At 65.6% G+C, this 23,683-nt stretch carries 19 protein-coding genes; 13 read left to right on the forward strand and 6 right to left on the reverse strand.

Features of this window, described 5'->3' with window-relative positions:
* Positions 1-167 precede the first annotated feature (167 nt).
* Complete coding sequence (locus tag AC3WLX_RS25680; protein WP_492338038.1) at positions 168-1,844, forward strand: methyl-accepting chemotaxis protein; 1,677 nt, start codon at positions 168-170, stop codon at positions 1,842-1,844.
* A 93-nt stretch (positions 1,845-1,937) separates the two neighbouring features.
* Here the strand turns inward: AC3WLX_RS25680 and mutS are convergent, their stop codons facing one another.
* Positions 1,938-4,676 (reverse strand): DNA mismatch repair protein MutS, encoded by a 2,739-nt coding sequence (gene mutS, locus AC3WLX_RS25685; protein ID WP_492338039.1) that lies wholly within the window; start codon positions 4,674-4,676, stop codon positions 1,938-1,940.
* Positions 4,677-5,015: 339 nt separating this feature from the next.
* Here mutS and pcaF point away from each other — a divergent pair, with 339 nt between their 5' ends.
* From pcaF to AC3WLX_RS25715, 6 genes are all read left to right on the forward strand, one after another.
* The gene (gene pcaF, locus AC3WLX_RS25690; protein WP_492338040.1) at positions 5,016-6,224 is read left to right on the forward strand and encodes a 3-oxoadipyl-CoA thiolase; all 1,209 of its coding nucleotides are present in this window, start codon (positions 5,016-5,018) and stop codon (positions 6,222-6,224) included.
* A gap of 115 nt (positions 6,225-6,339) precedes the next feature.
* Positions 6,340-7,233 (forward strand): dioxygenase family protein, encoded by an 894-nt coding sequence (locus tag AC3WLX_RS25695; protein WP_492338041.1) that lies wholly within the window; start codon positions 6,340-6,342, stop codon positions 7,231-7,233.
* 116 nt (positions 7,234-7,349) lie between these two features.
* On the forward strand, positions 7,350-8,051 hold the full coding sequence (gene pcaH / locus AC3WLX_RS25700; protein WP_492338042.1) for a protocatechuate 3,4-dioxygenase subunit beta: 702 nt from the start codon (positions 7,350-7,352) through the stop codon (positions 8,049-8,051).
* Positions 8,052-8,642: a protocatechuate 3,4-dioxygenase subunit alpha gene (gene pcaG / locus AC3WLX_RS25705; RefSeq protein WP_291624555.1), complete on the forward strand. Its 591-nt coding sequence runs from the start codon at positions 8,052-8,054 to the stop codon at positions 8,640-8,642.
* A 233-nt stretch (positions 8,643-8,875) separates the two neighbouring features.
* Entirely contained in the window at positions 8,876-10,564 is a 1,689-nt protein-coding gene (locus AC3WLX_RS25710) for a methyl-accepting chemotaxis protein (RefSeq protein ID WP_291624556.1), read from the forward strand.
* Positions 10,565-10,640: 76 nt separating this feature from the next.
* Positions 10,641-11,705: a phosphotransferase gene (locus tag AC3WLX_RS25715; RefSeq protein ID WP_492338043.1), complete on the forward strand. Its 1,065-nt coding sequence runs from the start codon at positions 10,641-10,643 to the stop codon at positions 11,703-11,705.
* 127 nt (positions 11,706-11,832) lie between these two features.
* On the opposite strand, the gene AC3WLX_RS25720 is transcribed toward AC3WLX_RS25715, so the two are convergent.
* Genes AC3WLX_RS25720 through AC3WLX_RS25730 form a run of 3 tightly spaced genes read right to left on the reverse strand, consistent with a single transcriptional unit; the run spans position 11,833 to position 15,051 of the window.
* Positions 11,833-13,389 (reverse strand): MDR family MFS transporter, encoded by a 1,557-nt coding sequence (locus AC3WLX_RS25720; RefSeq protein ID WP_492338044.1) that lies wholly within the window; start codon positions 13,387-13,389, stop codon positions 11,833-11,835.
* Positions 13,390-13,406: 17 nt separating this feature from the next.
* Positions 13,407-14,576 (reverse strand): HlyD family secretion protein, encoded by a 1,170-nt coding sequence (locus tag AC3WLX_RS25725; protein ID WP_291624559.1) that lies wholly within the window; start codon positions 14,574-14,576, stop codon positions 13,407-13,409.
* Complete coding sequence (locus AC3WLX_RS25730; protein WP_291624560.1) at positions 14,569-15,051, reverse strand: MarR family winged helix-turn-helix transcriptional regulator; 483 nt, start codon at positions 15,049-15,051, stop codon at positions 14,569-14,571. Before AC3WLX_RS25730 ends, AC3WLX_RS25725 begins: the two co-directional genes overlap by 8 nt.
* 156 nt (positions 15,052-15,207) lie before the next feature.
* On the opposite strand from AC3WLX_RS25730, the gene AC3WLX_RS25735 reads away from it, so the two are divergent.
* From AC3WLX_RS25735 to AC3WLX_RS25750, 4 genes are all read left to right on the forward strand, one after another.
* Complete coding sequence (locus AC3WLX_RS25735) at positions 15,208-15,702, forward strand: Fur family transcriptional regulator (protein ID WP_291624561.1); 495 nt, start codon at positions 15,208-15,210, stop codon at positions 15,700-15,702.
* Between the two features lie 35 nt (positions 15,703-15,737).
* Positions 15,738-16,691: a DMT family transporter gene (locus tag AC3WLX_RS25740; protein ID WP_492338045.1), complete on the forward strand. Its 954-nt coding sequence runs from the start codon at positions 15,738-15,740 to the stop codon at positions 16,689-16,691.
* A gap of 12 nt (positions 16,692-16,703) precedes the next feature.
* Positions 16,704-17,987 carry a flavodoxin-dependent (E)-4-hydroxy-3-methylbut-2-enyl-diphosphate synthase gene (gene ispG, locus AC3WLX_RS25745; RefSeq protein WP_492338046.1) on the forward strand — a complete coding sequence of 428 codons (1,284 nt, stop codon included), beginning with the start codon at positions 16,704-16,706 and terminating at the stop codon, positions 17,985-17,987.
* 150 nt (positions 17,988-18,137) lie between these two features.
* Positions 18,138-18,950 carry an N-acetylmuramoyl-L-alanine amidase gene (locus AC3WLX_RS25750; protein ID WP_492338047.1) on the forward strand — a complete coding sequence of 271 codons (813 nt, stop codon included), beginning with the start codon at positions 18,138-18,140 and terminating at the stop codon, positions 18,948-18,950.
* A gap of 22 nt (positions 18,951-18,972) precedes the next feature.
* Here the strand turns inward: AC3WLX_RS25750 and AC3WLX_RS25755 are convergent, their stop codons facing one another.
* Together AC3WLX_RS25755 and AC3WLX_RS25760 are read right to left on the reverse strand one after the other, a co-directional pair.
* Positions 18,973-20,580, reverse strand: coding sequence for a Na+/H+ antiporter (locus AC3WLX_RS25755; protein ID WP_492338048.1), 1,608 nt, complete (start codon positions 20,578-20,580; stop codon positions 18,973-18,975).
* A 164-nt stretch (positions 20,581-20,744) separates the two neighbouring features.
* Entirely contained in the window at positions 20,745-21,119 is a 375-nt protein-coding gene (locus AC3WLX_RS25760; protein WP_291626003.1) for a nuclear transport factor 2 family protein, read from the reverse strand.
* Positions 21,120-21,213: 94 nt separating this feature from the next.
* Between AC3WLX_RS25760 and AC3WLX_RS25765 the strand changes: the two genes are divergently transcribed.
* Together AC3WLX_RS25765 and AC3WLX_RS25770 are read left to right on the forward strand one after the other, a co-directional pair.
* Positions 21,214-21,642: a GFA family protein gene (locus AC3WLX_RS25765; RefSeq protein WP_492338049.1), complete on the forward strand. Its 429-nt coding sequence runs from the start codon at positions 21,214-21,216 to the stop codon at positions 21,640-21,642.
* Positions 21,643-21,825: 183 nt separating this feature from the next.
* Positions 21,826-23,655 (forward strand): caspase family protein, encoded by a 1,830-nt coding sequence (locus tag AC3WLX_RS25770; RefSeq protein WP_492338050.1) that lies wholly within the window; start codon positions 21,826-21,828, stop codon positions 23,653-23,655.
* Positions 23,656-23,683: the final 28 nt, after the last annotated feature.

A 23,683-nucleotide genomic window follows, 5' to 3' on the forward strand; every position in this document is an offset into this window, starting at 1 on the left:
AATTTAATCTTCGCGCCTTCACCGTAAATCTACTCAAGTTAAGACCGTCCATGTTGGGGCGGCAGTTCCACCAGTGCACAACAGTGAACGTCGAGCCGAAATTTCGAGTTCGAGACTTATGCCGCGCGTCATTCAACAAGACGCTTTCTCAACGAGGAGACCATTGAATGTTCAAGCGCAAGTCAAATTCCGACGGACTGGCCTTGATGGCCTCCAAGGTCGTGACTGCAAACCTGATGGTTGCGGATAACGACCTCAACATCGTCTACATGAACAATGCGGTGACGGATTTGCTTCGCACCGCGGAAGCCGACCTCAAGAAAGAACTGCCGCATTTCAACGTGAACACGCTGGTCGGCACCAACATCGACGTGTTTCACAAGAACCCCCAGCATCAGCGCCAGATGCTCGCCAGCCTCAGCACGGTGCATCGTGCGATGATTCAGATCGGCGCACGGAAATTCGACCTCGTCGCAACGCCCGTCAAGAACGACGACGGCAGCCGGGCGGGGGTCGTGGTGGAATGGTCCGATGCATCTATCCGCCTGCAGAACCTCGACTTCGGCGCGCAGGTTGCCGCCGCGAACCGCTCGCAGGCGGTCATCGAGTTCAACATGGACGGCACGGTCATCACTGCGAATGCCAACTTCCTCGGCGCGCTCGGCTATTCGCTCAACGAGATCGCGGGCAAGCACCACAGCATGTTCGTCGAGCCCAGGGAGCGCGACGGTGCCGCCTACCGCGAGTTCTGGGCCGCCCTCAATCGCGGTGAATACCAGGCCGCCGAATACAAGCGGATCGGCAAGGGCGGCAAGGAAGTCTGGATCCAGGCCTCGTACAATCCGATCTTCGACGAGAAGGGCAAGCCCTTCAAGGTCGTGAAGTTCGCGACCGACGTCTCCGCGGAGAAGCTGAAGAACGCCGATCTCGCCGGCCAGCTCGCCGCCATCGGCAAGTCTCAGGCTGTGATCGAGTTCAACATGGACGGCACGATCGTCACCGCCAACGCCAACTTCCTCGGCGCGCTGGGCTATTCGCTGGCCGAGATCAAGGGCAAGCATCACAGCATGTTCGTCGATCCCAGCGAGCGCGACGGCGCAGGCTATCGTGAGTTCTGGGCCGCGCTCAATCGCGGCGAGTACCAGGCCGCCGAATACAAGCGCATCGGCAAGGGCGGCAAGGAGGTCTACATCCAGGCCTCCTACAACCCGATCCTCGATCTGAACGGCAAGCCGTTCAAGGTGGTGAAATACGCCACCGACGTCACCAAGCAGGTCTTGGTCCGGATGGGCAACGAGCGCGTGCGCGGCATGATGGAATCGGTCGCGGCGGGCTCGGAGGAGCTCAACGCCTCGGTGCGGGAAATCTCCGAGGCGATGACCAAATCGCGCGAAACCGCGATGAGCGCGGTCGAGCAGGTATCGTCCGCCGACGCGCAGGCCCAGCGTCTGACCGAAGCCGCGCAGGCGATGAGCGGCATCGTCGAGATGATCAACAACATCACCGGGCAGATCAACCTGCTCGCGCTCAACGCGACCATCGAATCCGCCCGCGCCGGCGAAGCCGGCCGCGGCTTCGCGGTGGTCGCATCCGAGGTAAAGAGCCTCGCCAACCAGGCCAAGCAGGCGACCGACAAGATCGGCCAGGAGATCGGCAGCCTCAACGGCATCTCCGGCGACGTCGTCAGCGCGCTCGGCTCGATCAAGCAGGCGATCAACAATGTCAGCGAATACGTGACCTCGACCGCCGCGGCGATCGAGGAGCAGAGCACGGTGACGAACGAGATGTCGACCAGCATGCAGCGCGCCGCGGCGGAAGCGGCGGCGATCGCAGCGAGGGCGTAGGCCAAGCGCTCAGAATCTGTAGCCCGCATGAGCGCAGCGATATGCGGGGCGGTCGTCCCGGATGTCGCTTCGCTCATCCGGGCTACGGCGCGGTTACTGCTTCGGCAGCTTGGCCTTCAGCGCATAAAGCGCATCGAGCGCCTCGCGCGGCGACATCTCGTCGGGGTGCAGCGCCTTCACCGCCTCAACCAGCAGCTCCGCTTCGCTCGGCGGCGCGGCCTCCGTGGCGGCGCGCGAAGGCACGGCGAACAGCGGCAGGTCGTCCACCAAGGCCCGCGCGGTTTGGCCGCGGTCCTGCGCCTCCAGCTTGGAGAGCACCGATTTGGCGCGCGTGATCACCGCCGGCGGCAGGCCGGCGAGTTTCGCGACCTGGATGCCGTAGGAGCGGTCGGCCGAGCCCGGCAGCACCTCGTGCAGGAATACGACATTGCCTTGCCACTCCTTGACGCGCACGGTGGCGTTGAACATCCGCGGCAGCTTGGCCGCGAGCGCGGTCAGCTCGTGGTAATGGGTCGCGAACAATGTGCGGCAGCGATTGCTCTCATGCAGATGCTCGATCGCCGCCCAGGCGATCGAGAGGCCGTCGAAGGTCGCCGTGCCGCGGCCGATCTCGTCGAGAATGACCAGCGAGCGCTCGCCGGCCTGATTGAGGATCGCCGCGGTCTCGACCATCTCGACCATGAAGGTGGAGCGGCCGCGGGCGAGGTCGTCGGCGGCGCCGACGCGCGAGAACAGGCGGTCGACGATGCCGATCCGCGCGCGCGTCGCCGGCACGAAGCTGCCGATCTGGGCCATCAAGGCGATCAGCGCGTTCTGGCGCAGGAAGGTCGATTTACCCGCCATGTTCGGCCCGGTCAGCAGCCACAGCTGGCCGGACTTCTGCCCCGGTGTAGGCGACAGATCGCAGGCATTGGCAATGAACGGCTCGCCGTTGCGCTTGAGCGCCTGCTCGACCACGGGATGGCGGCCGGCCTCGATGGCGAAGCCGAGCGAGCCGTCGACCTCGGGTCGCACATAATTGTCGTCGATGGCGAGCTTGGCCAGCGACGTCGCGACGTCGAGCAGCGCAAAGCCTTGCGCCGCAGCACGCAGATCGTCGCTGATCGCGAGCGCCTTGGCGCAGAGCCGCTCGAAGATCTCGAGCTCAAGGCCGAGCGCGCGGTCGCCGGCATTGGCGATCTTGGCCTCGATCTCGCCGAGCTCGGACGTCGTGAAGCGCACCTGTCCCGCCAGCGTCTGGCGATGGATGAAGGTGGCGTTCAGCGGCGCCGACATCAGCTTGTCGCCGTGCTGCGCGGTGACCTCGACGAAATAGCCGAGCACGTTGTTGTGGCGGATCTTGAGGCCCTTCACGCCGGTCGTGTCCGCGTAGCGCGCCTGCATCGAGGCGACGACGAGGCGCGAGGCGTCGCGCAGGTTTCGCGCTTCGTCCAGCGCCGGCTCGTAGCCCTGACGCACGAAGCCGCCGTCGCGCTTGATCAGCGGCAGCTGCTCGTCGAGCGCACCGGAGAATTCGGCTGCGAGCGTGCGCGACGGCCGCTGTAGCGCCGCCATCACTGCGGCGATCTCCTGCGGCGGTTGATCCAGCTCGGCGAGCCGCGTCAGTACCTGGTCGGCGGCGATGATGCCGTCGCGGATGCCGGCGAGGTCGCGCGGTCCGCCGCGGCCGACCGAGAGGCGGGCCAGTGCCCGCGACATGTCGGGCGCGCCGCGCAGGATACTGCGGATGTCTTCGCGCGCGGCTGAATCGGCAACGAAGGCGCCGACCGCGTCCAGCCGCCGGGCGATCGCCGGCGCATCCGTCAGCGGTGCTGCCAAGCGTTGCGCCAGCAGGCGCGAGCCGGCCGAGGTGACCGTGCAGTCGATCGCATCGAGCAGCGAACCGCGGCGCTCGCCGGCCAGTGTCCGCGTCAGCTCGAGATTGGCGCGGGTGGCCGGGTCGATCGCCATGGTCGCGCCCGAAGCCTCGCGCGCGGGCGGCGACAGCGGCGGATGCTTGCCGACCTGGGTGCGGTCGACATAGGTGACGGCCGCGGCGGCGGCGGTGGCCTCCAGGCGCGTCAGCTGCGCCAGCCCGTCCATGGTCGCGACGGCGAAGTAGTCGCACAGCCGCTTCTCGGCGGTGGCGCCGTCGAAGACGTCGCGGGTCAGCGGCGTCACGGCGGGCAGCTCGCGCAGGATCTGGCCGAGCTCGTTGTCGTTGTAGAGCGCGTCGGTGACGATGGCCTCGTTCGGATTGATGCGCGCCAGCGTCGCGGCGAGCTCGCCGCCGGACGCTTCGGTCACCATGAACTCGGCGGTGGAGATGTCGATCCAGGCCAGGCCGAAGCGGTCGCCGCCGGCGGAGGAACGGGCGCGCGCGATCGCCAGCAGGTAATTGTTGGCGCGCGCATCCAGCAGCGTGTCCTCGGTCAGCGTGCCGGGCGTTACCAGGCGCACCACGCCGCGGCGCACCACGCTCTTGTTGCCGCGCGCCTTCGCCGCGGCGGGATCCTCGGTCTGCTCGCACACGGCGACGCGGTGGCCGGCGCTGATGAGACGATGCAGATAGTCCTCGGAGCGCTCGACCGGCACGCCGCACATCGGGATGTCGGCGCCCTGGTGCTTGCCGCGCTTGGTCAGGACGATGCCGAGCGTCCGCGAGGCGATCTCGGCGTCCTCGAAGAACAGCTCGTAGAAATCGCCCATCCGGTAGAACAGCAGCAAGCCCTGATGCGCCGCCTTGATCTCGAGGTATTGCTCCATCATCGGCGTGACGCGCGCGGCAGCCTCGGCCTGCGGCGCGGGCGTGTCGTCGGCGGGCGGAACGGGGATCGGCTGTTGCATCGTCATGGGCGGCGCAACCTACAAAATTTCGCCCGGTGCTCCTATCGCTTTGGCCGGCGAGGGGAGGTTTTCCACGTTGTCCGCGTGGCGGAAGCTGCTGCCACATTTTCCGTTGTCATTCCGGGATGCGCCGCCAGGCGCAGGCCCGGAATCCATAACCCCGGCTCGTGGTTATGGATTCCGGGCCCGCGACTTCGTCGCGCCCCGGAATGACGGCTGAGTTTCATGACATTCAGTCGAATACGCCACCTGCGAAACCGTCAATTGACCTGCTGCGGGCGCCCTCCTAAAACTCCGCCGACATTGAAGAATTTGGCCGGACCGCGGCATTCAGGGAGAACAACGATGCGTGATGTCTTTATCTGCGATGCCGTGCGGACCCCGATCGGCCGTTTCGGCGGCTCGCTCGCCAAGGTGCGCGCCGACGATCTCGCGGCAGCCCCGATCAAGGCGCTGATGGCCAAGCACCCCAATCTCGACTGGGCGCAGGTGGACGAGGTCTTCTTCGGCTGCGCCAACCAGGCCGGCGAGGATAATCGCAATGTTGCGCGCATGGCGCTGCTGCTGGCGGGCCTGCCGGATTCGGTTCCCGGGCAGACCCTGAACCGGCTCTGTGCCTCCGGCCTCGATGCCGTCGGCGCTGCGGGGCGTGCCATCCGTTCCGGCGAGATCGAGCTCGCCATCGCCGGCGGCGTCGAATCCATGACCCGCGCGCCTTTCGTGATGGGCAAGGCGCAGGAGGCCTTCTCGCGCTCGGCCGAGATCTTCGACACCACGATCGGCTGGCGCTTCATCAATCCGCTGCTCAAGGCGCAGTACGGCGTCGACGCGATGCCCGAGACCGGCGAGAACGTCGCCGAGGAATTCCAGGTCTCGCGCGCCGACCAGGACGCCTTCGCCATCCGCTCGCAGCAGCGCGCGGGCAAGGCGATCGCGGCCGGCTATTTTGCGGAGGAAATCACGCCCATCACGATTCCCGGCGGCAAAGCCGGTCCCATAACCGTCGACAAGGACGAACATCCGCGCCCTGAAACCACGCTGGAAGGTCTCGCGAAACTGAAGCCGATCGTGCGCAATCCCGGCACGGTGACGGCCGGCAACGCCTCCGGCGTCAATGACGGTGCCGCCGCCATGATTCTGGCGTCCGAGGCGGCCGTGAAGAAGCACGGGCTGACGCCGCGGGCCCGTATCCTCGGTCTTGCCTCGGCTGGCGTGCCGCCGCGCATCATGGGCATTGGCCCGGTGCCAGCGACCCGCAAGCTGATGGAGCGTCTCGGCAAGAAGATCGGCGATTTCGACCTGATCGAGCTGAACGAAGCCTTCGCTTCGCAGGGCATCGCCTGCATGCGCCAGCTCGGCGTGGCTGACGATGCCGATTTCGTCAATCCGCATGGCGGCGCCATCGCGCTCGGCCATCCGCTCGGCATGAGCGGCGCGCGCCTCGCCCTCACCGCGGTCCACGGCATGGAGAAGCGCGGCGGCAAGCTCGCGCTCGCCACCATGTGCGTCGGCGTCGGCCAGGGCGTCGCCGTCGCGATCGAGAAGGTGAATTGACGAGACGCATAGCGTCTCGTCATCCCGGGGCAGACCGAAAGGGCTGAGCCCGGGATCTCGAGATTCCGGGTTCAGCCCTGTCGGGCTGCCCCGGGATGACAGGGAAGACAGCGGCATGATCATCGAGCGCGAGCAGGACGTTACGGCCGCGGCGCTGGCGGTGATGGAGCGGACATCCGATCCTCGGCTGCGCCAGATCATGATCTCCCTGGTCCAGCACCTTCACGCCTTCGTCCGTGATATCAGGCTGACCGAGAAGGAGTTCCGCGATGCCACGGCGATGTTGGCCCAGCTCGGCAAGCTGACCACCGACACGCACAACGAGGTCGTGCTGTTGGCGGGCTCGCTCGGCGTCTCCTCGCTGGTGTGCCTGCTCAACAATGGCGATCAGGGTAACACCGAGACCGACCAGTCGCTGCTCGGGCCGTTCTGGCGGTTGAATTCGCCCCGGGTCGAGAACGGCGGGTCGATCGTCCGGTCCGAGACGCCGGGCGCGCCGCTGTTCGTGAGCGCCCGTGTCGTCGACAAGGACGGCCGTCCGGTCGCCGGGGCGGAGGTCGATGTCTGGCACGCCTCGCCGGTCGGGCTCTACGAGAACCAGGACCCGGAGCAGGCCGACATGAACCTGCGCGGCAAGTTCACGACCGACTCGGATGGGCGCTTTGCATTTCGTTCGGTGATGATGGTCGGCTATCCCATTCCGACCAATGGCGTCGTCGGCCGCCTGCTCGAGGCGCAAAGCCGGCATCCCTACCGTCCCGCGCATCTGCACGCCCTGATCTTCAAGCCCGGCTTCAAGGTTCTGATCTCGCAGGTCTACGATCCCGCCGACCCGCATATCGACAGTGACGTGCAATTCGGGGTGACGCAGGCGCTGATCGGCAAGTTCCAGCGCCACGACACGCCACATCCGACCGCAAGCGACGTTGCGCCGCCCTGGTACTCGCTCGACCACACCTACCGGCTCGAAGCCGGGGAGGCCGTGCTGCCGCGGGCGCCGATCAAATAGCCTGGGCCTGTGTCAGCGGCATGGCCGCCAAACCCGCTTCCCCCATTTAGTTATATCCTATAATGATTGCCGGAAACGTGATCCGGCCACCGAAAATGGTCGGGGAGGAGTTCGCCATGACATTCATCTATCCGACCGACAGCAACAAGGCGCATCCGCTGCCGCTGTCGCCCGACTACAAGAGCTCGATCAAGCGGGCGCCGAACAAGCCCTTGATCCCGATGCCCCATACGTTGTCCGAGCTGACCGGCCCGGTCTATGGCCACGAGACCGTGCGCGAGGGCGACGACGACCTCACCCGGCAGCACGCGGGCGAGCCGCTCGGCGAGCGCATCATCGTCCACGGCCATGTGCGCGACGAGGACGGGCGCGGCGTGCCGAACTCGCTGATCGAAATCTGGCAGGCCAATTCCTGCGGCCGCTACGTTCACGTCCGCGACCAGCACCCGGCGCCGCTCGATCCGAATTTCACCGGCGCGGGCCGCACCGTGAGCGATGCCGCCGGCTATTACCGCTTCGTCAGCATCAAGCCCGGCGCCTATCCCTGGGGCAACCACCACAACGCCTGGCGCCCAGCCCACATCCATCTCTCGGTGTTCGGCCATTCCTTCGTCACGCGCCTCGTGACGCAGATGTATTTCCCGAACGATCCCCTGTTCCCGTTCGATCCGATCTTCAATTCGGTGCCGGACGAGAAAGCGCGGGCGCGGATGGTCTCGTCGTTCGACCTCGAGAACACGAAGCCCGAATGGGCGCTGTGCTACCGCTTCGACATCGTGCTGCGCGGCAAGAACGCCACCCCCATGGAGAACAGCTAAGTGCAGGATAATGGGATCACCCCGTCGCAGACCGTCGGTCCGTTCTTCAAATACGGCCTGACGCCGACCGGCGAATACGCCTGGAACGATGCCTTCACCAATTCGACGCTGACGCCCGACGTCACGGGCGACCGCATCCGTATCGAAGGCCGCGTGTTCGATGGCGACGGCCTCGCCGTGCCGGATTGCATGCTGGAGATCTGGCAGGCCGATGCGCAGGGCCGCTTTGCCGACCCGCAGGACGAGCGCGCGCTGCCCAATGCGAGCTTCCGCGGCTTTGCCCGTTGCGGCACCGACAAGGATGGCCATTACTCCTTCGACACCATCAAGCCGGGCGCGGTGCCGGGTCCGGACGGCAAGCCGCAGGCGCCGCACGTCCTTCTCGCCGTGTTCGGCCGCGGCATGCTCAGGCATCTTTATACCCGCATCTATTTCAGCGACGAAGCCGGCAACGCCGCCGACCCCGTGCTGGCGCTGGTGCCCGCCGATCGGCGCGTCACCTTGACCGCCGTGCGGGATGCCGGCACGCCGGTCTATCGGCTGGATCTGCGGCTCCAGGGCGACAACGAAACGGTGTTCTTCGACGTATGACGGCAAGGCGTGCCGGGGAGGCCCGCTCCTCGGCACGCATGTCTCATTGGGCGCATCAGCGCCGGTGCTCGTCGCGTTTATGCGTCAGCTTCACTGACGCAATACCGATGGCCTGACCTCGAATTCCCGTATTTGTGCGGGGTTCGCATGCTGCAATTCTCGCGCGAAGCAATCCCGCATTTACCGTATTCATCTAGGGTGGCGGCAGTTTCGACGGCGACCCGGATTGCTCCATGAAATTTCGTCTGTCCTTGTCCTCAGCGATCGTCGCGTTCGGCATCGTTCTCGCCATTGGTTTTGCCGCCGTTGTTTCGACCAGCCTTTACGCCCTGAAAGAACTAAAGGTCGGCGGCCCGCTCTATTCCGACATCAAGCTGGGCAACGACCTCATCGCCGACATCCTGCCGCCGCCGGAATATGTCATCGAGGCGTATCTCGAGGCCACCCTCGCCATGCGCGAGCCGGACCAAGTGGCCGCCCATGGCGAGCGGCTGGTCCAACTCCGCAAGGACTACGACGAGCGCAAGGCATTCTGGGTCTCGTCCAGCCTCTCGCCCGACCTGAAGACCGCGCTGGTGTCGAAGTCCGACGCCGAGGTGCAGAAGTTCTGGAAGGCGTCCGACCAGCTACTGCCGGCGCTCAAGGCCAGGGACGCCGCTGCTTCCGAGCGTGCCTATGCCCAGCTCAAGGACGCCTATACCGCGCATCGCGCCATCATCGATGGCATCGTCGAGAGCGCCAACAAGCAGAATGCCGCCATGGAGAAGCTGGCGGCGGACCGCGACAGCGCGATGCTCTATATCCTGCTCGGCGTCTCGATCGCCGTGCTCGCCTTCGTCGCTGCCGGCCTGCTCGGCGTTGCGTTCGGCGTGGTGCGGCCGATCGTGCGCATGACCGGCACGATGCAGAAGCTGGCGACCGGCGATCTCGCCGCCGACATCCCGTTCGCGCACCGCCAGGACGAGGTCGGCTCGATGGCGGGCGCGCTTCTGGTGTTCAAGCAGGCGGCGATCGAGAATTCCCGTCTGCGCGAAGAGCAGTTGCGGCAGGAGCAGGAGGCGGCGCTTGCCAAGCGCTCCGCCCTGCACCAGATGGCCGAAACGGTCGAGCGCGAGACCGGCCGCTCGGTCGATACCGCGACCGAGGCGACGCAAGGCGTCGAGCAGGCCGCCTCCGGCCTGTCGGACATCGCAAAGTCGCTTTCCGCGCAGTCGCAGGCGGTCGCGATGGCCTCGACACAGGCCCTCGGCAGCTCGCAGGCCGTCTCGGCCGCGGCCGAGGAATTGAGTGCGTCGATCCGCGAGATCGCAGGCCAGGTCGCGCGCACCAGCACCGTCACCAAATCGGCGGTCGCCGGCCGCGAGCAGGCGCGTTCGACCATTCAGGCGCTGTCGGGATCGGTGAAGAAGATCGCCGAGGTCTCCGACCTGATCGGGGGCATCGCCGGGCAAACCAACCTCCTCGCGCTCAATGCGACGATCGAGGCCGCGCGCGCCGGCGAGGCCGGCCGCGGCTTCGCCGTGGTTGCCGCCGAAGTGAAATCCCTCTCCGACCAGACCGCGAAGTCCACCGAGGAGATCGGACGGCTGATTGCCGAGATCCAGGCCTCGACCCAGGCCGCGGTCGATGCGGTCGAGACGATGGGAGGGCACATCGTCGAGATCGACGGCGTGACGACCTCGGTTGCCGCTGCGATGGAGGAGCAGGACGCGGCCACACGCGAGATTACGCGGTCGATCTCCGAATCGGCGTCGGCCGCCAAGGAGGTCTCGGCCAAGATCAGCAATGTCAGCCGCGATGCCGCCTCGGTGGACGAGCGCGCTGCGGAGGTCAGGCAGACGATTGCGGGGATGGCGGCCAATCTCGAACAGCTGCGGTCGGTGGTCGTGCGAACCGTGCGAGACTCGACCGCGGCAGCCTGAGCCCGGCGGCCGTTCGGCCGCTGGTGCCCGGGAGCGCGATCGTGCAGTATGGCGCGGGACAGGGGCATCGTGGTTCATGACATCTCCACAATTGCCGGCGGTCGTTGAGCCTGCCAAGCTGACGGCTGCGCTACGCAGGGGCGGCGTGCTCGACGCCGGCGCCGTGCGCGAGATCAAGGTGCTGCATCAGCGCGACACCGTCGTGTCGCACATCATCCGGCTCGGCCTGCGCTATGTCGGCGAATCCGCCGGCGCCCCGCAGTCGCTGATCGTGAAGATCCCCAATTCCGCCTTCGCGCAAACGCTGGCCGATGGCGGCCGGCGCGAGGTGGACTATTACACGCAGCTCGCACCGAAAATGCCGCCGGGGCTGGTGCCGCGCTGCTATGACGGACAGTTCGACGAGCAGGGCCTGACCTGGCATCTGCTGCTCGAAGATCTCACCGACAGCCATGCGACCGCGGGCCAATGGCCGCTGCCGCCGTCGCGTGATCAGGCGGTCGCGATCGTCACCACGCTCGCACGCTGGCATGCGGCGTGGTGGGACCACCCGGATCTCGGCGACACCGTCGGCACCTTCGCGAGCGCCGGAGACAGCGCGCAGCGCATGGAGATCTTCGCCGGCCATTACGACCGCTTCGCCGATCTGGTCGGGGATCGCCTCAGCGAGGAGCGCCGCATCATCTATCGCCGCCTCATCGATCGGTCGGAGCAGTTGTCCCAGCGTTACCTTTCACGCCGCCACCTCAGCATCACCCATGGCGACGCTCATATCTGGAATTTCCTGCTGCCGCGCGCGGGCGTCGCCGACACCGTGCGGATCTTCGATTTCGATCTTTGGAGCATCAACGTTCCGACCCTGGACCTCGCCTATATGGTGGCGATGCACTGGTATCCGGAACGAAGGCAGGGGCTCGAACGGCTGCTGCTTAATTTCTACCACGACACGCTGATCGAGAGCGGCATCACCGGCTACACCCGCGGCGCGCTCGATCGCGACTACCGCTGGGCGGTGCTCTGGCAGATCACGCGGCCCGTCTGGCAGTGGAGCATCAATCTCCCGCCGCTGATCTGGTGGAACAATCTGGAGCGGGTGTTCGCGGCGGTGGACGATCTGGGCTGCGAGGAGTTGTTGGGGTAGGCGGCGCCGCAACCTCGCTGTCGTTGCCCGGCTTGACCAGGCGACCCAGTATTCCAGAGACGTTGCCGTGATACGGAGAAGCCGCGGCGTACTGGATGCTCCGGTCAAGCCGGGGCATGACACCCCGCTACTCCATCACCGCATGCTCCGGTCCCGCCGCCTGCTTGCGCAGCGTGGCCTTGGTCGAGCCGATCAGCAGGGCGAGCGGCAGGGTGCCGAGCACGAAGAACATCACCAGCTGGTAATCATGGGAGAAGGCGATGATCTGCGCCTGCACGCTGACCATCCTGTCGGCCATGGCGCGGCCGGTATCGGTCGACAGATTGATGATGCCGCTGACGCCGGGCATCTGCAGGGCGTGGTTGAACGGGTTGATGTGCTCGGACAGGATCGCGTAGGTCCATCGCGTGCCCTGCGTCAATTGCGCGATCACGATGGAAATGCCGACCGAGCTTGCGACGTTGCGCACCAGGGTCAGCATCGCGGTGCCATCGGTGCGCAGCTCGTTCGACAGCGTCAGGAACGCGACGGTGGAGAGCGGCACGAAGACGAGGCCGAAGCCGAAGCCCTGGATGACGCTGACGGTGACGATTTCCGGCACCTGGGTCAGGTCGGTCCAGCCCGTCATCTGGAACAGCGAGCCGGCGGTGAGCGTCAGCCCGGCGAGGATCAGCGTGCGCGCCTCGACATAGCGCATCATGCGGCCGACCAGCATCATGGCGAAGAAGGTGCCGACCCCGCGGCTCGCCAGCAGCAGGCCGGCGGTGATGATGGGATAGCCGATCACGTTCTGCATGTAGGGCGAGGCCAGTGCCATGGTCGAGAACAGCACGAGCCCCATCACGATCATGAAGACGCAGCCGGTGACGAAGTTGCGGTCCCGGAACAGCGCGAAGCGGATGAACGGGGTCGAGGTCGTGAAGGAGTGCGCCAGGAAGAAGTAGAAGGCGGCGGCCGAGACGATGAACTCGGCGAGGATCTCATTGGATTCCAGCCAGCCCAGTTGCTCGCCGCGGTCGAGCGCGAGCTGCAGCGCGCCGATCGCGATCGCCAGCGCGGCGAAACCGAACCAGTCGAATCTGAGGCTGAGATTCCTGTCGGTCTCGTCCATGAAGACGATGAGGCCGAGCACGGTGATGACCCCGAATGGGAGGTTGACGAAGAACACCCAGTGCCACGAATAGGTCTCGGTCAGCCAGGCTCCGAGCGAGGGTCCCATGATCGGGCCCATCATCACGCCCATGCCCCAGATCGCCATCGCCTTGGCACGCTCCTGGAGCGTGTAGTAGTCGAGCATGACCGATTGCGACAGCGGCACCAGGGCGGCGCCGAACACGCCCTGCAGCAGGCGGAACAGCACCATCTGGCTGATGTCCTGCGCGAGGCCGCACAGCACCGAGGCCATGGTGAAGCCGGCCGAACAGATGATGAAGATGCGCTTGCGGCCGAAGCGGTTGGCGATCCAGCCCACCGGCGCCGTCATGATCGCGGCGGCGACGATGTAGGAGGTCAGCACCCAGTTGATCTGGTCCTGCGAAGCCGACAGGCTGCCTTGCATGTAGGGCAGGGCGACGTTCGCGATGGTGGTGTCCAGCGCCTGCATGATGGTCGCGGTCATGGCGCAGATCGTCACCATGTTCCGGCGCAGGCCGGGCACCATCAGGCTGGCATTGGGGCCGGACATCGCATCGGTCCTTGTTCTCAGTCTTGGTCTTTATCCTGGCTCGCGGTCGCCGACAGGCCAAGCAGGCCGGCGAGAGACCGCTTGTGGCCGGTGTCGATGGTGGCATAGACGCTCATGCCAGCTTTCAGCTTGCGCACATATTTGTCGGTCTCGTCGAAATAGATCCGGATCGGCACGCGCTGCACCACCTTGACGAAATTGCCGGTGGCGTTCTGCGGCGGCAGGATCGCGAATTGCGCGCCGGTGCCCGGCGAGAGCGAGCCGATCCTGCCCTTGAAGACGTGGTTCGGGAACGCATCGACCTCGAGTGTGACGGGTTGTCCTTCGCTGACGTAAGTGAGGTCGCTCTCCTTCGGATTGGCATCGACCCAGGGATGCGCGACGTCGATGATGGAGAACACCGGCGTGCCGGCGGTGACGTAACGGCCGAGCTGAATCTGCTCGACCTGCGTCGCCACGCCATCCATCGGCGCGCGCAGCACTGTGTGGTCGAGGTTGCGCTGGGCGTCGTCCAGCTTGGCTTTTGCCTGGGCGTAGGCCGGGAATTGCTCGAGCGGCAGGCCCGGATTGCCGAGCAATTGCGTCTTGGCGTTCGAGAGCTGCTGCTTGATGTATTGCGCCTGCGCCCCGGCGGTGACCAGCGCGTTCGAGGCATTGTCGAGATCGAGCTGCGAGCCGAAATTGTTCTTCACCAGCGCCTGCTTGCGCTCGACGTCCCGCTTCTTCAGGTCGATGCCCTGCTGGGCGAGATCGAGCATGTCGCCGTAGATCTTGATGTTGGCGACGAGGTTGTCGTAGGTCGTGTGCGCCTGCGCGAGCTGCGCCTTGGCTTCATCCACGGCGAGGCGGAACGGAACCGGGTCGATCTCGAACAGCGCGTCGCCTCGCTTGACGGTCTGGCCTTCTTTCACGACGACCTTCAGGATCTTGCCGGAAACGTCGGGGGTCACCAGCACCTTCTGCGCGCCGACATAGGCATTGTCGGTGCCGACATAGCGCCCGCCATTGAGATAGAAGGTGACCCCGCCGATGGCGACGATGACCGGCAGAACGACCAGGAGCAGAAAGCGGCGATAGCGGCGTAGGCCCGCCATCAGGCGGCGTCGCGGATCGGTGCCGGCCTTCTTGGTCGGCTTGTCGCTGTCGCTTTTCTGCTCGGGCTGGAATTTGATGACCTGATCAGCCATAGCGCTGCTCCTTGCGCAGCTGTGCCGCGCCGGATGCCTGGATCGCAGTCCGCACGTTTTCCTTGATGGCTTCGAGCTGGGTGAGGAGGCGATGGGCGTCGGCCGGCGTAATGCCGTCGAGCGCGTTGGCCGTCAGCTCGGACTTCAGGCCGTTCATGCGGCCGAGCAGCTGCCGCCCGGCCTTCTTGAGGTACAGGCGTTTGACCCGGCGATCCGACGCGTCATTGCGCCGCTCGATCCAGTCGTTGTCGCAGAGCTTGTCGATCAGGCGGGTCAGCGTGATGGGCTGCATCTCCAGAAGCTCTGCGAGCTCGGACTGCTTCATGCCTTCGCTGCGCTCGACCTTGGCAAGCACCGCCCATTGGGCGCGGGTGATGCCGAAGCGCGAGGCCTCCTTGTCGGCATAGACGCGCAGCAGGCGGTAGAGTTCGCCGAGCGTGAACAGGAAATTCTGGTCGACCGACCCACGTGTCATGAGGCTCGTCTCCGATAAGCTTCCCATATAATAAGCAAGCTTATCATTATTCCCATGTGGATTGGCAGGAGGCTGTCCCGCAGCCCCCGCATGGCTGGCAGCCGTTCTCGGTGTCGTGCTTTGGGTTCCCCTGATGAAATGCTAGAAGACGGGCGCATGACCCTCGCAAAGCCGGCATTCCCCGCGCCCGACCACGACCACGGCCGCTGCACCGCGGACGCGCTGGCGCATGCCGAGTTCGTCTGCGAGCAGCGCGCCCAGAAATTTACGCCGATTCGCCGTCAGGTGCTGGGAGCGCTTCTCTCCAGTCACCGCCCGCTCGGTGCCTATGAGATCATCGACGAACTCGCCAAGTCCATCTCGCGGCCGGCGCCGATCACGGTCTATCGTGCTCTCGACTTCCTGATGGCCAACGGCCTTGTGCACCGCATCGAGAGCCGCAACGCTTATCTCGCCTGCGCTGCCCATGACCACGATTCGACATCTGCGGTGGCGTTCCTGATCTGCGAGCGTTGTGGCCTTGTCGGCGAGATCTCCTCGGCGTCCTTCGCCAAGGACCTCAACGCCGCCGCGCGCAGCTCGGGCTTCGCCCCCAAACTGTCTGTGGTGGAGATCACGGGCGTCTGCACACATTGCCAGAAAGCTGACTAAACCAACAACGGCGCAAAGCCGGTATTCGGGAAGAGATGTCCTTACCTCAAGTCAATCCATCCGCCGCGCGCCCCCTCAGTGCCGGCGCCATCGCCCTGATGCTGATGTTGTGCCTCACCTGGGGCTTCAACCAGATCGCGGTGAAGCTGGTGCTGCCCGACATTCCGCCGATGCTCCAGGCCACCATTCGCTCGATGGGCGCGCTGCCGGTGCTGTTCATCATCGGCACCTTTCGCGGCGTCAATTTCTTCGATCGTGACGGCACCTGGAAGCCCGGCCTGATCGCCGGGCTGATGTTCGGCATCGAGTTCGTGTTGATCTTCCAGGGGCTGCGCTTCACGTCCGCTTCGCGGGCGGTGGTGTTCCTCTACACCGCGCCCTTCTTCGTCGCGCTCGGCTCCTATCAGGTGCTCGGCGAGCGTCTCGGCGCCTCGCAATGGCTCGGATTGGCCATCAGCTTTGCCGGTGTCGCGCTTGCGATCGGCGTGCCGCAGCCCAATGTCGATTCGCATGTCCTGCTCGGTGATCTCATGATCGTCGGCGGCGCCGCGCTGTGGGCGGCGACGACGCTGGTCGCCAAGGGCACACGGCTGCGCTTCGCCGCGCCCGAGAAGGCGCTGGGCTACCAGGTCGCGACCTCGATCCCCATTCTCGGGACGGCGGCCTGGCTGTTCGGCGAATCCATCACGCACACGCCGAGCCCGCTGTCGCTCGGCCTGATGGCGTTCCAGGCGATCTGGGTGGTGGGAACCACGTTCACGCTTTGGTTCGCGCTGGTGAAGACCTATTCGGCCAGCAAATTGTCCGCTTTTACCTTCATCACCCCTTTGTTCGGCGTGGTGGGTAGCTATTTCATCATGCACGACACCCTGAGCCTGGCATTTGGGGCCGCTGCAATCCTTGTAATTGTTGGGCTTTTTCTGGTTAACCGTCCGAGCCCATCTGCCGCGACGCCGCCGGATGCATTGCTGAACGTCACCAAAACCTGATATTTGGACCCCATGAACAAGCTCGAAAGCCCCATCGTTTCGGACATCGCGGGCCCCGCGCCCCGGCACCGGACTACCCAGGTCAAGGTCGGCAACGTCGCCGTCGGCGGCGGCGCGCCGATCGTCGTGCAGTCGATGACCAACACCGACACCGCCGACATCGACGGTACCATCGCCCAGGTCGCAGCGCTCGCGCGCGCCGGCTCCGAAATGGTCCGCATCACCGTGGACCGCGAGGAGGCCGCGGCCGCGGTCCCGCACATCCGTGACGGCCTCGCCAAGCGCGGCATCACCACGCCCCTGATCGGCGACTTTCATTATATCGGCCACAAGCTGCTCGCGGCCTATCCGGCCTGCGCCGAGGCGCTGGCGAAATACCGCATCAATCCCGGCAATGTCGGCTTCAAGGACAAGCGCGACACTCAGTTCGCCGACATCATCGAGATCGCGAACAAGAACAACAAGCCGGTCCGCATTGGCGCCAATTGGGGCTCGCTCGACCAGGAGCTCCTGACCAAGCTGATGGACGAGAATGCCGCTTCGCCCAGTCCGCGCGACGTGCGCGCGGTGACGCGCGAGGCCATGGTGCAGTCCGCGCTGCTGTCGGCCGCGCGTGCCGAAGAGCTCGGCATGCCGAAGGACCGCATCATCCTCTCCGCCAAGGTCTCGGCGGTGCAGGATCTCATCGCGGTCTACCAGGACCTCGCAAGCCGCTCCGACTACGCCATCCATCTCGGCCTGACCGAGGCCGGCATGGGCTCGAAGGGCATCGTGGCCTCTTCGGCGGCGCTCGGCATCCTCCTGCAGCAGGGCATCGGCGATACCATCCGCATCTCGCTGACGCCCGAGCCCGGCGGCGACCGCACCCGCGAGGTGCAGGTCGGCCAGGAGCTGCTGCAGACCATGGGCTTCCGCACCTTCGTGCCGCTGGTTGCAGCCTGCCCCGGTTGCGGCCGCACCACCTCGACCACGTTCCAGGAGCTGGCCCGCTCGATCCAGGATTTCATCCGCGACGAGATGCCGACCTGGAAGACGAAATATCCGGGGGTCGAGGAGCTCAACGTCGCGGTGATGGGCTGCATCGTCAACGGCCCCGGCGAGTCCAAGCATGCCAATATCGGGATCTCGCTGCCCGGCACCGGCGAAGCGCCGGCGGCGCCCGTCTTCGTCGACGGCAAGAAATTCCGCACGCTGCGCGGCCCGACCATCTCCGCCGACTTCAAGGCGCTGGTGATCGACTACATCGACCAGCGCTACGGCCAGGGCGCCAAGGTGACGGCGCCTGCGGCGGAGTAGGGGAGGTCAGCGCGCCACGTGCTGGCCTGGCCGGCTTTTGCCCATCTGACGGTGGTCCTGAGTTGACGCAGGCCCCCTTCGCGCGCCAATTTTCGCGATGACGAAGCGGGGGCCATCGGCATCCCGCGGATCACGATCGCGGAGCAGCACTTGGGGCAACAGCGGAGCATCATCGCCGGGCTGGTCGCGTCGATCCTGCTGTCGTCGCTCGTCCTTGTCGATGCCGTCGCCGCCGCTGCCGCGCGAGACATTGCAAGACCCCGGCCGAAGCCGGCGCCACCGGCCAGCTGCGAGATGCCCAAATTCCGCATCGTCGTGGATGTCGGGCACACGCCGGACTCTTATGGTGCGCTCAGCGCGCGCAATGATCCGGAGTTCGGCTTCAACTTCCGCCTTGCCCGTTTGATCACCGCGAAGCTCAGGTCCGAAGGCTTTGCCGCAGCCCGCCTGTTGGTCACGGACGGCAAGGCGAAGGCTAGCCTGTTCAAGCGCGTCAGTGCCGCGAATGACGCCCGAGCCGATCTGTTCCTGTCGGTTCATCACGATTCGGTGCCGGACAAGCTGCTCGAGACCTGGGAATTCGACGGCGCAAAGAGCTATTTCAGCGACCGCTTTTCGGGCCACTCGCTGTTCGTGTCGCGGCAGAACCCGCACTTCGGGACCAGCCTGAGGCTGGCCCGGATGATCGGCAGGCAGTTGAAGGAGCAGGGCCTGCACTATGCCAGTCAGTACACCCTGCCGGTGATGGGCCGCCACCGGCGCCAGCTGCTCGACAAGGATGTCGGCGTCTACCGCTATGACGGGCTCGTCGTGCTGTCGCGGACGCGGAGCGCCGCCGTGCTGCTCGAGGCCGGCTCGATCATCAATCGCGACGAGGAAATGGAGCTGAACGCGCCGGAGCGGCACGAAGCGGTCGCGGGCGCCGTCGTGGCCGCGATGAGGGAGTTTTGCGAGAGGCGGTAGTCTCCTTCGCTGCCGACACGCCCTACAGCGGCGCCTCTCGATACTCCCGGTTCGCCAGACTGGCCTCCTCCAGATCCAGATCTCGCTCGATTCGCCGCCGCGTCTCGTCGGTGATCTGGCCATCGCGCAGGAGGTCATGGATGAATTTGCGTTCGGCGCTGATCAACTCGCGGGTCAGCGCGGTGCCGTCGGATGAGACGTCGTGATGATTGGGGTCGAGCGCAGCGGGCAACTGGCTGACGCGGATATCGTGGCGGGCACGGAGCAGCTGCATCACCTCGTCCGACACTTCCTTCTCGATGGTCAGTGCATCCAGCGATCTGAGCGCGGCATCGAGCGCACGGCGACGGGCGGCGATCTCGGCCTGGTGCTGGGCCGCATGCTCGCTGCGGCCGGCTTCGGCGACGCCGAGCCAGCGCACCACCGGCGGCAACGTCAGGCCGACGCCGATCAGCGTGACGAAGATGACGCCGAAGGCGACGAACAGGATCAGGTCGCGATACGGAAACGCCTCGCCATTCGGCAGCGTGAACGGCAGCGCCAGCGCGGCAGCCAGCGACACCGCGCCGCGCACGCCGGTGAAGGCGAGCACGAACGGCCATTGCCATGGCGGCGAGGGATCGCGCTGGCGCAGCGACTTCGAGAGCATCCGCGGCAGATAGGTCGCAGGATAGAGCCAGGCGAAGCGCGCGACGACGACGATCACCAGCACCACCGCGGTTGCGATGAGAATGTCGTCGAGCGGGAAGGTTTTCGATTTCTCGTAGAGCGCGCGCAGCTGGAAGCCGGTGAGCAGGAACAGCATGCCCTCGATCAGGTAGATCACGAGGTCCCAGAAAAAGATGCCTTGCAGGCGCGTCGCCGAGGAGATCAGCAACGGGCCATTCCAGCTGACATAGAGTCCGCAGGCCACCGTTGCGATCACGCCGGAGCCGCCGACATGCTCGGGCAGCCAGTACGAGACATAGGGCGTGATCAGCGACAGCGTCAGCTCGACCTGCGGATCCCCCGACCATTTGCGAAAACGCAAGGAGAGCCAGCCGATGCCGATGCCGAAAGCGATCTCGCCGGCGACGATGAGGAGGAATTCGCCCGCCGCCAGCGGCAATGAGAAGTGCCCGACCATGATCGCGGCGAGCGCGAAGCGGTAAAGGATCAGCGCCGTGGCATCGTTGGCGAGACCTTCGCCCTCGAGTATGACCAGGATGCGGCGGGGCAAATTGAGCCGTCGCGCGATCGCGAGCGGCGCCACCACGTCGGGCGGCGCGACGATGGCGCCCAACAGGAAGCCGATGGTCCAGGGCAGGCCGATCAAATAGTGCGTGGCCGCCGCCACCATCGCTGCGGTGAAGATCACCGCGCCGACCGCGAGCAGCACGATTGGGCGCAGATTGTTCCTGAACTCGCGCCAGCTCATGGCGACGCTGGCCGAGTAGATCAGCGGCGGCAGCACCATCAGGAGCACCAGTTCCGGCGGCAGCTCGACCGCCGGCATGCCCGGCACGAAGGCGAGGCCGACGCCGGAGAGCATCAGGAGAATGGCGGGCGCAATGTTGAACCGGCGCGCCGCCAGTGCGGTGACCGCGAGCACGGCAAGCAGGATAAGAAAAGTCTGAAATTTGGCTTCCATGATGGTCTGTCTTGACCCGGAAGCGCGCGCAAGGTCAATGCGGCTCTGCTCACGTCAGCTGGGCGGCGCCGTGCGTCCAATCTGCGCAAGCAAAGTCGCCTCGCTCGCAATGACGAATGGAGAACGAGTGCGCCAGATTCGGGCAGCGGAAGAGCGGAAAGCACTCATTCCCGCAGGTCGTACCGGTACGATTTCGACACGATCTGCCAGCCATCGGCGAGCTTCATCGCGACCAGATAGTCGGTGAAATAGCGCGGCGGCAGCTGGCAGCGCACCTTGATGAAGGCGGTCTTGTCGTCGGAACGGTCGATGGTGACGATGAAGTCCTCGCGCGGCTTGCCTTCTGCCTTGGCGGAGGCGCGCTTGCGCACGCGGTCGAGCCAGTCGGGCACCGTTAGGACCTGCAGCTCGCCCTTTTCGACCCAGCGCAGATCGGCGGAGGGATGGAAGATGGCACCGAGCTTTTCGGCGTCGCCCTCGTACAGTCCGTCGAAATAGGATTGCACGACGGCTTCGACGCTCGACCGGTTCTGGCTCATGGGTAATTCCTTTGCATGATGGCTTCGGCGAACTTAGTCGGAGAGATCGAAATGCGCTATGGATGTCTCGGGTCAATTGCGCAAGGTCTTTGGAATGACTGGTTCAAAGAATTCGAACGCTCGCATCCTGATCGGTGAATGCTATTGCCGCGCCGTCCGCTTCGAGGTGGCCGACGAGTTCTCCTATGCGATGAACTGTCATTGCTCGAACTGCCGTCGCACCACCGGCGCCGCCTTCAAGCCGTTCGCCGGCATCCCGCACGACAAGCTCCGCATTGTCAGAGGTGGCGACCTCCGGATGATCTTCGGCGACGAGACCACCCATGACGCGCATTGTGCCCACTGCGGCTCGCTGCTCTATTCCCGGGTCCGAGAAGGAGAATGGGTCCACGTCGCCATGGGAACCCTGGTCGATGCCCCCTCGATCTGGCCGAGTGCCCATATTTTCGTGGGTTCGAAAGCGCCTTGGTACGACATTACGGACAATCTGCCGCAATATCGGGAGCACATCGGGGTTGTCTGATGGAACCAGGCTCGCGCGCCATTGACTGGCGAACCACGACAGGGCTGGCGCGACAAACCAAGAGGGGGCCTTTGGCCTGTCGTCGGCGTCCCCTTCGTGACCTCCATCACAAGCGCCGGCGGTGAATGCTGCTAAAGCGGTCCCCAAAGGGCCGAACGGCCCGGAACTATCGGAAGTGGTGTCATGCGCAGTTTGCTCAGACTTTGTCCGCTCTTCATTGCTCTCGGCCTGCTGTTGGGCGCCGCGCCCGCCGTTGCCGGCAAGCGCGTTGCGCTGGTGGTGGCCAACTCGGCCTATCAGCATGCGCCGTCGCTGACCAACCCCGTCAATGACGGGTCTGTGATGGCGAAGATGTTGAAGGAGGCCGGCTTCGACATCGTCGAGTCCCGGCACGATTTGTCGGCGCTGGACACACGGCGCGTCCTGCGCGACTTCGCGGATGCAACCCGCGATGCCGATATCGCCGTGGTCTACTACGCCGGTCACGGCATCGAGGTCGAAGGCTCCAATTACCTGATCCCCGTCGACGCCAAGCTCGAGCGCGACACCGACGTCTATGACGAGGCGCTTTCGCTCGATCGCATCCTGGTCGCGGTCGAGCCCGCAAAGCAGCTTCGTCTGGTGATCCTGGACGCCTGCCGCGACAATCCGTTCGGCAAAAAGATGAAGCGCACGGTTGCCACGCGCAGCTTCGGCCGGGGCCTTGCCCAGGTCGAGCCGAACAGCCCCAACACGCTGATCGCCTATTCGGCCAAGGCCGGCTTCACGGCGCAGGACGGCGACGGCGTCAACAGCCCGTTTACGGTTGCGCTGTCGAAGCATCTGACGACGCCGGGCCTCGACGTCCGCCGCGCCTTCGGCTTCGTGCGCGATGAGGTGCTCAAATCGACTGGCAACAAGCAGGAGCCGTTCGTCTACGGCTCGCTCGGTGGCGAGGACGTGCCGTTGGTGCCGGTCAAGGTGGCGGCGACCACGCCGGTGGCGCCCGCGGCGAATCGCCAGGCGGATATCCGCCGTGACTACGAGCTCGCGCTCCAGGTCGGCAACAGGTCGGCGTGGGAAGCCTTCCTCGCCCAGCACCCCGACGGCTTCTATGCGAGCCTTGCCAAGCTCCAGCTCGAGAGGATCGGCGCCGAGCAGGCGCATGCGGCGGCGATCGCGAAGGCCAAGCAGGCCGAGGCGGAGCGCGATCGTCTTGCTGCGCTCGGCGCGCAGAAGGATGCGCAGGCCAGAGCCGCGGCCGATGCGAAGGCTGCCGAGCAGGCGCAGCTTGCCGCGCAGAAGGCCAAGGAGCAGGCGCAGCAGCAGGCGGCCGCCGCCGAGCAGCAGCGCGTCAACCTTGCCGCTTCGGCACCAAGTGCTACGCCCAGCACCGCGAACGCTGCCGGCACCAACGTCGCCTCGCTGACGCCTGCGGCGACGCCGGCCGATCTCAACCGCTCGGTGCAGGCCGAGCTCGGCCGCGTCGGGTGCTTCTCCGGGCAGGCCGACGGCAATTGGAATACGTCCGCGCAACGATCGCTGTCGCAGTTCAATCGTTATGCCGGCACCAAGCTCGACGTGAAGGTCGCGAGCACCGATGCGCTCGATGCCGTCAAGTCGAAGCCGGCGCGCGTCTGCCCGCTGGTCTGCGAGCACGGCTTCAAGGCTGACGGCGACAAATGCACCAAGATCGTCTGCCGCGAGGGCTATGCGGTCAACGACGACAATGAATGCGAAAAGCAGCGTGCAGCCAAGCCGGCCAAGCCCAAGCCCGCGACGGCCAAGCGTGACGATGGCGATGAGCGTCCCGGCCCGCAGCGTCGTCAGTCCGGCGGTGCGGCAGGTGTCGCCGCGGGCGGCTACGGTGCTGCTGCCGGCATCGCTGCTGCCGCTGGCGGCAGCCGTGCCTCGGGTGGCGGGCAGATCATCTGCAACAGCACCGGTTGTCGTCCGGTCCATCGCGGTTGCCGTCTCGAATATCGCGGTGGCGGCGGCCCCGGCAACGACGCCCATGCCGAGGTCTGCTACTGAGCACCTTCAAATGTCGTCCCGGCGCCCG

Source organism: Bradyrhizobium sp. FW305-F6 (genome assembly GCF_058782905.1).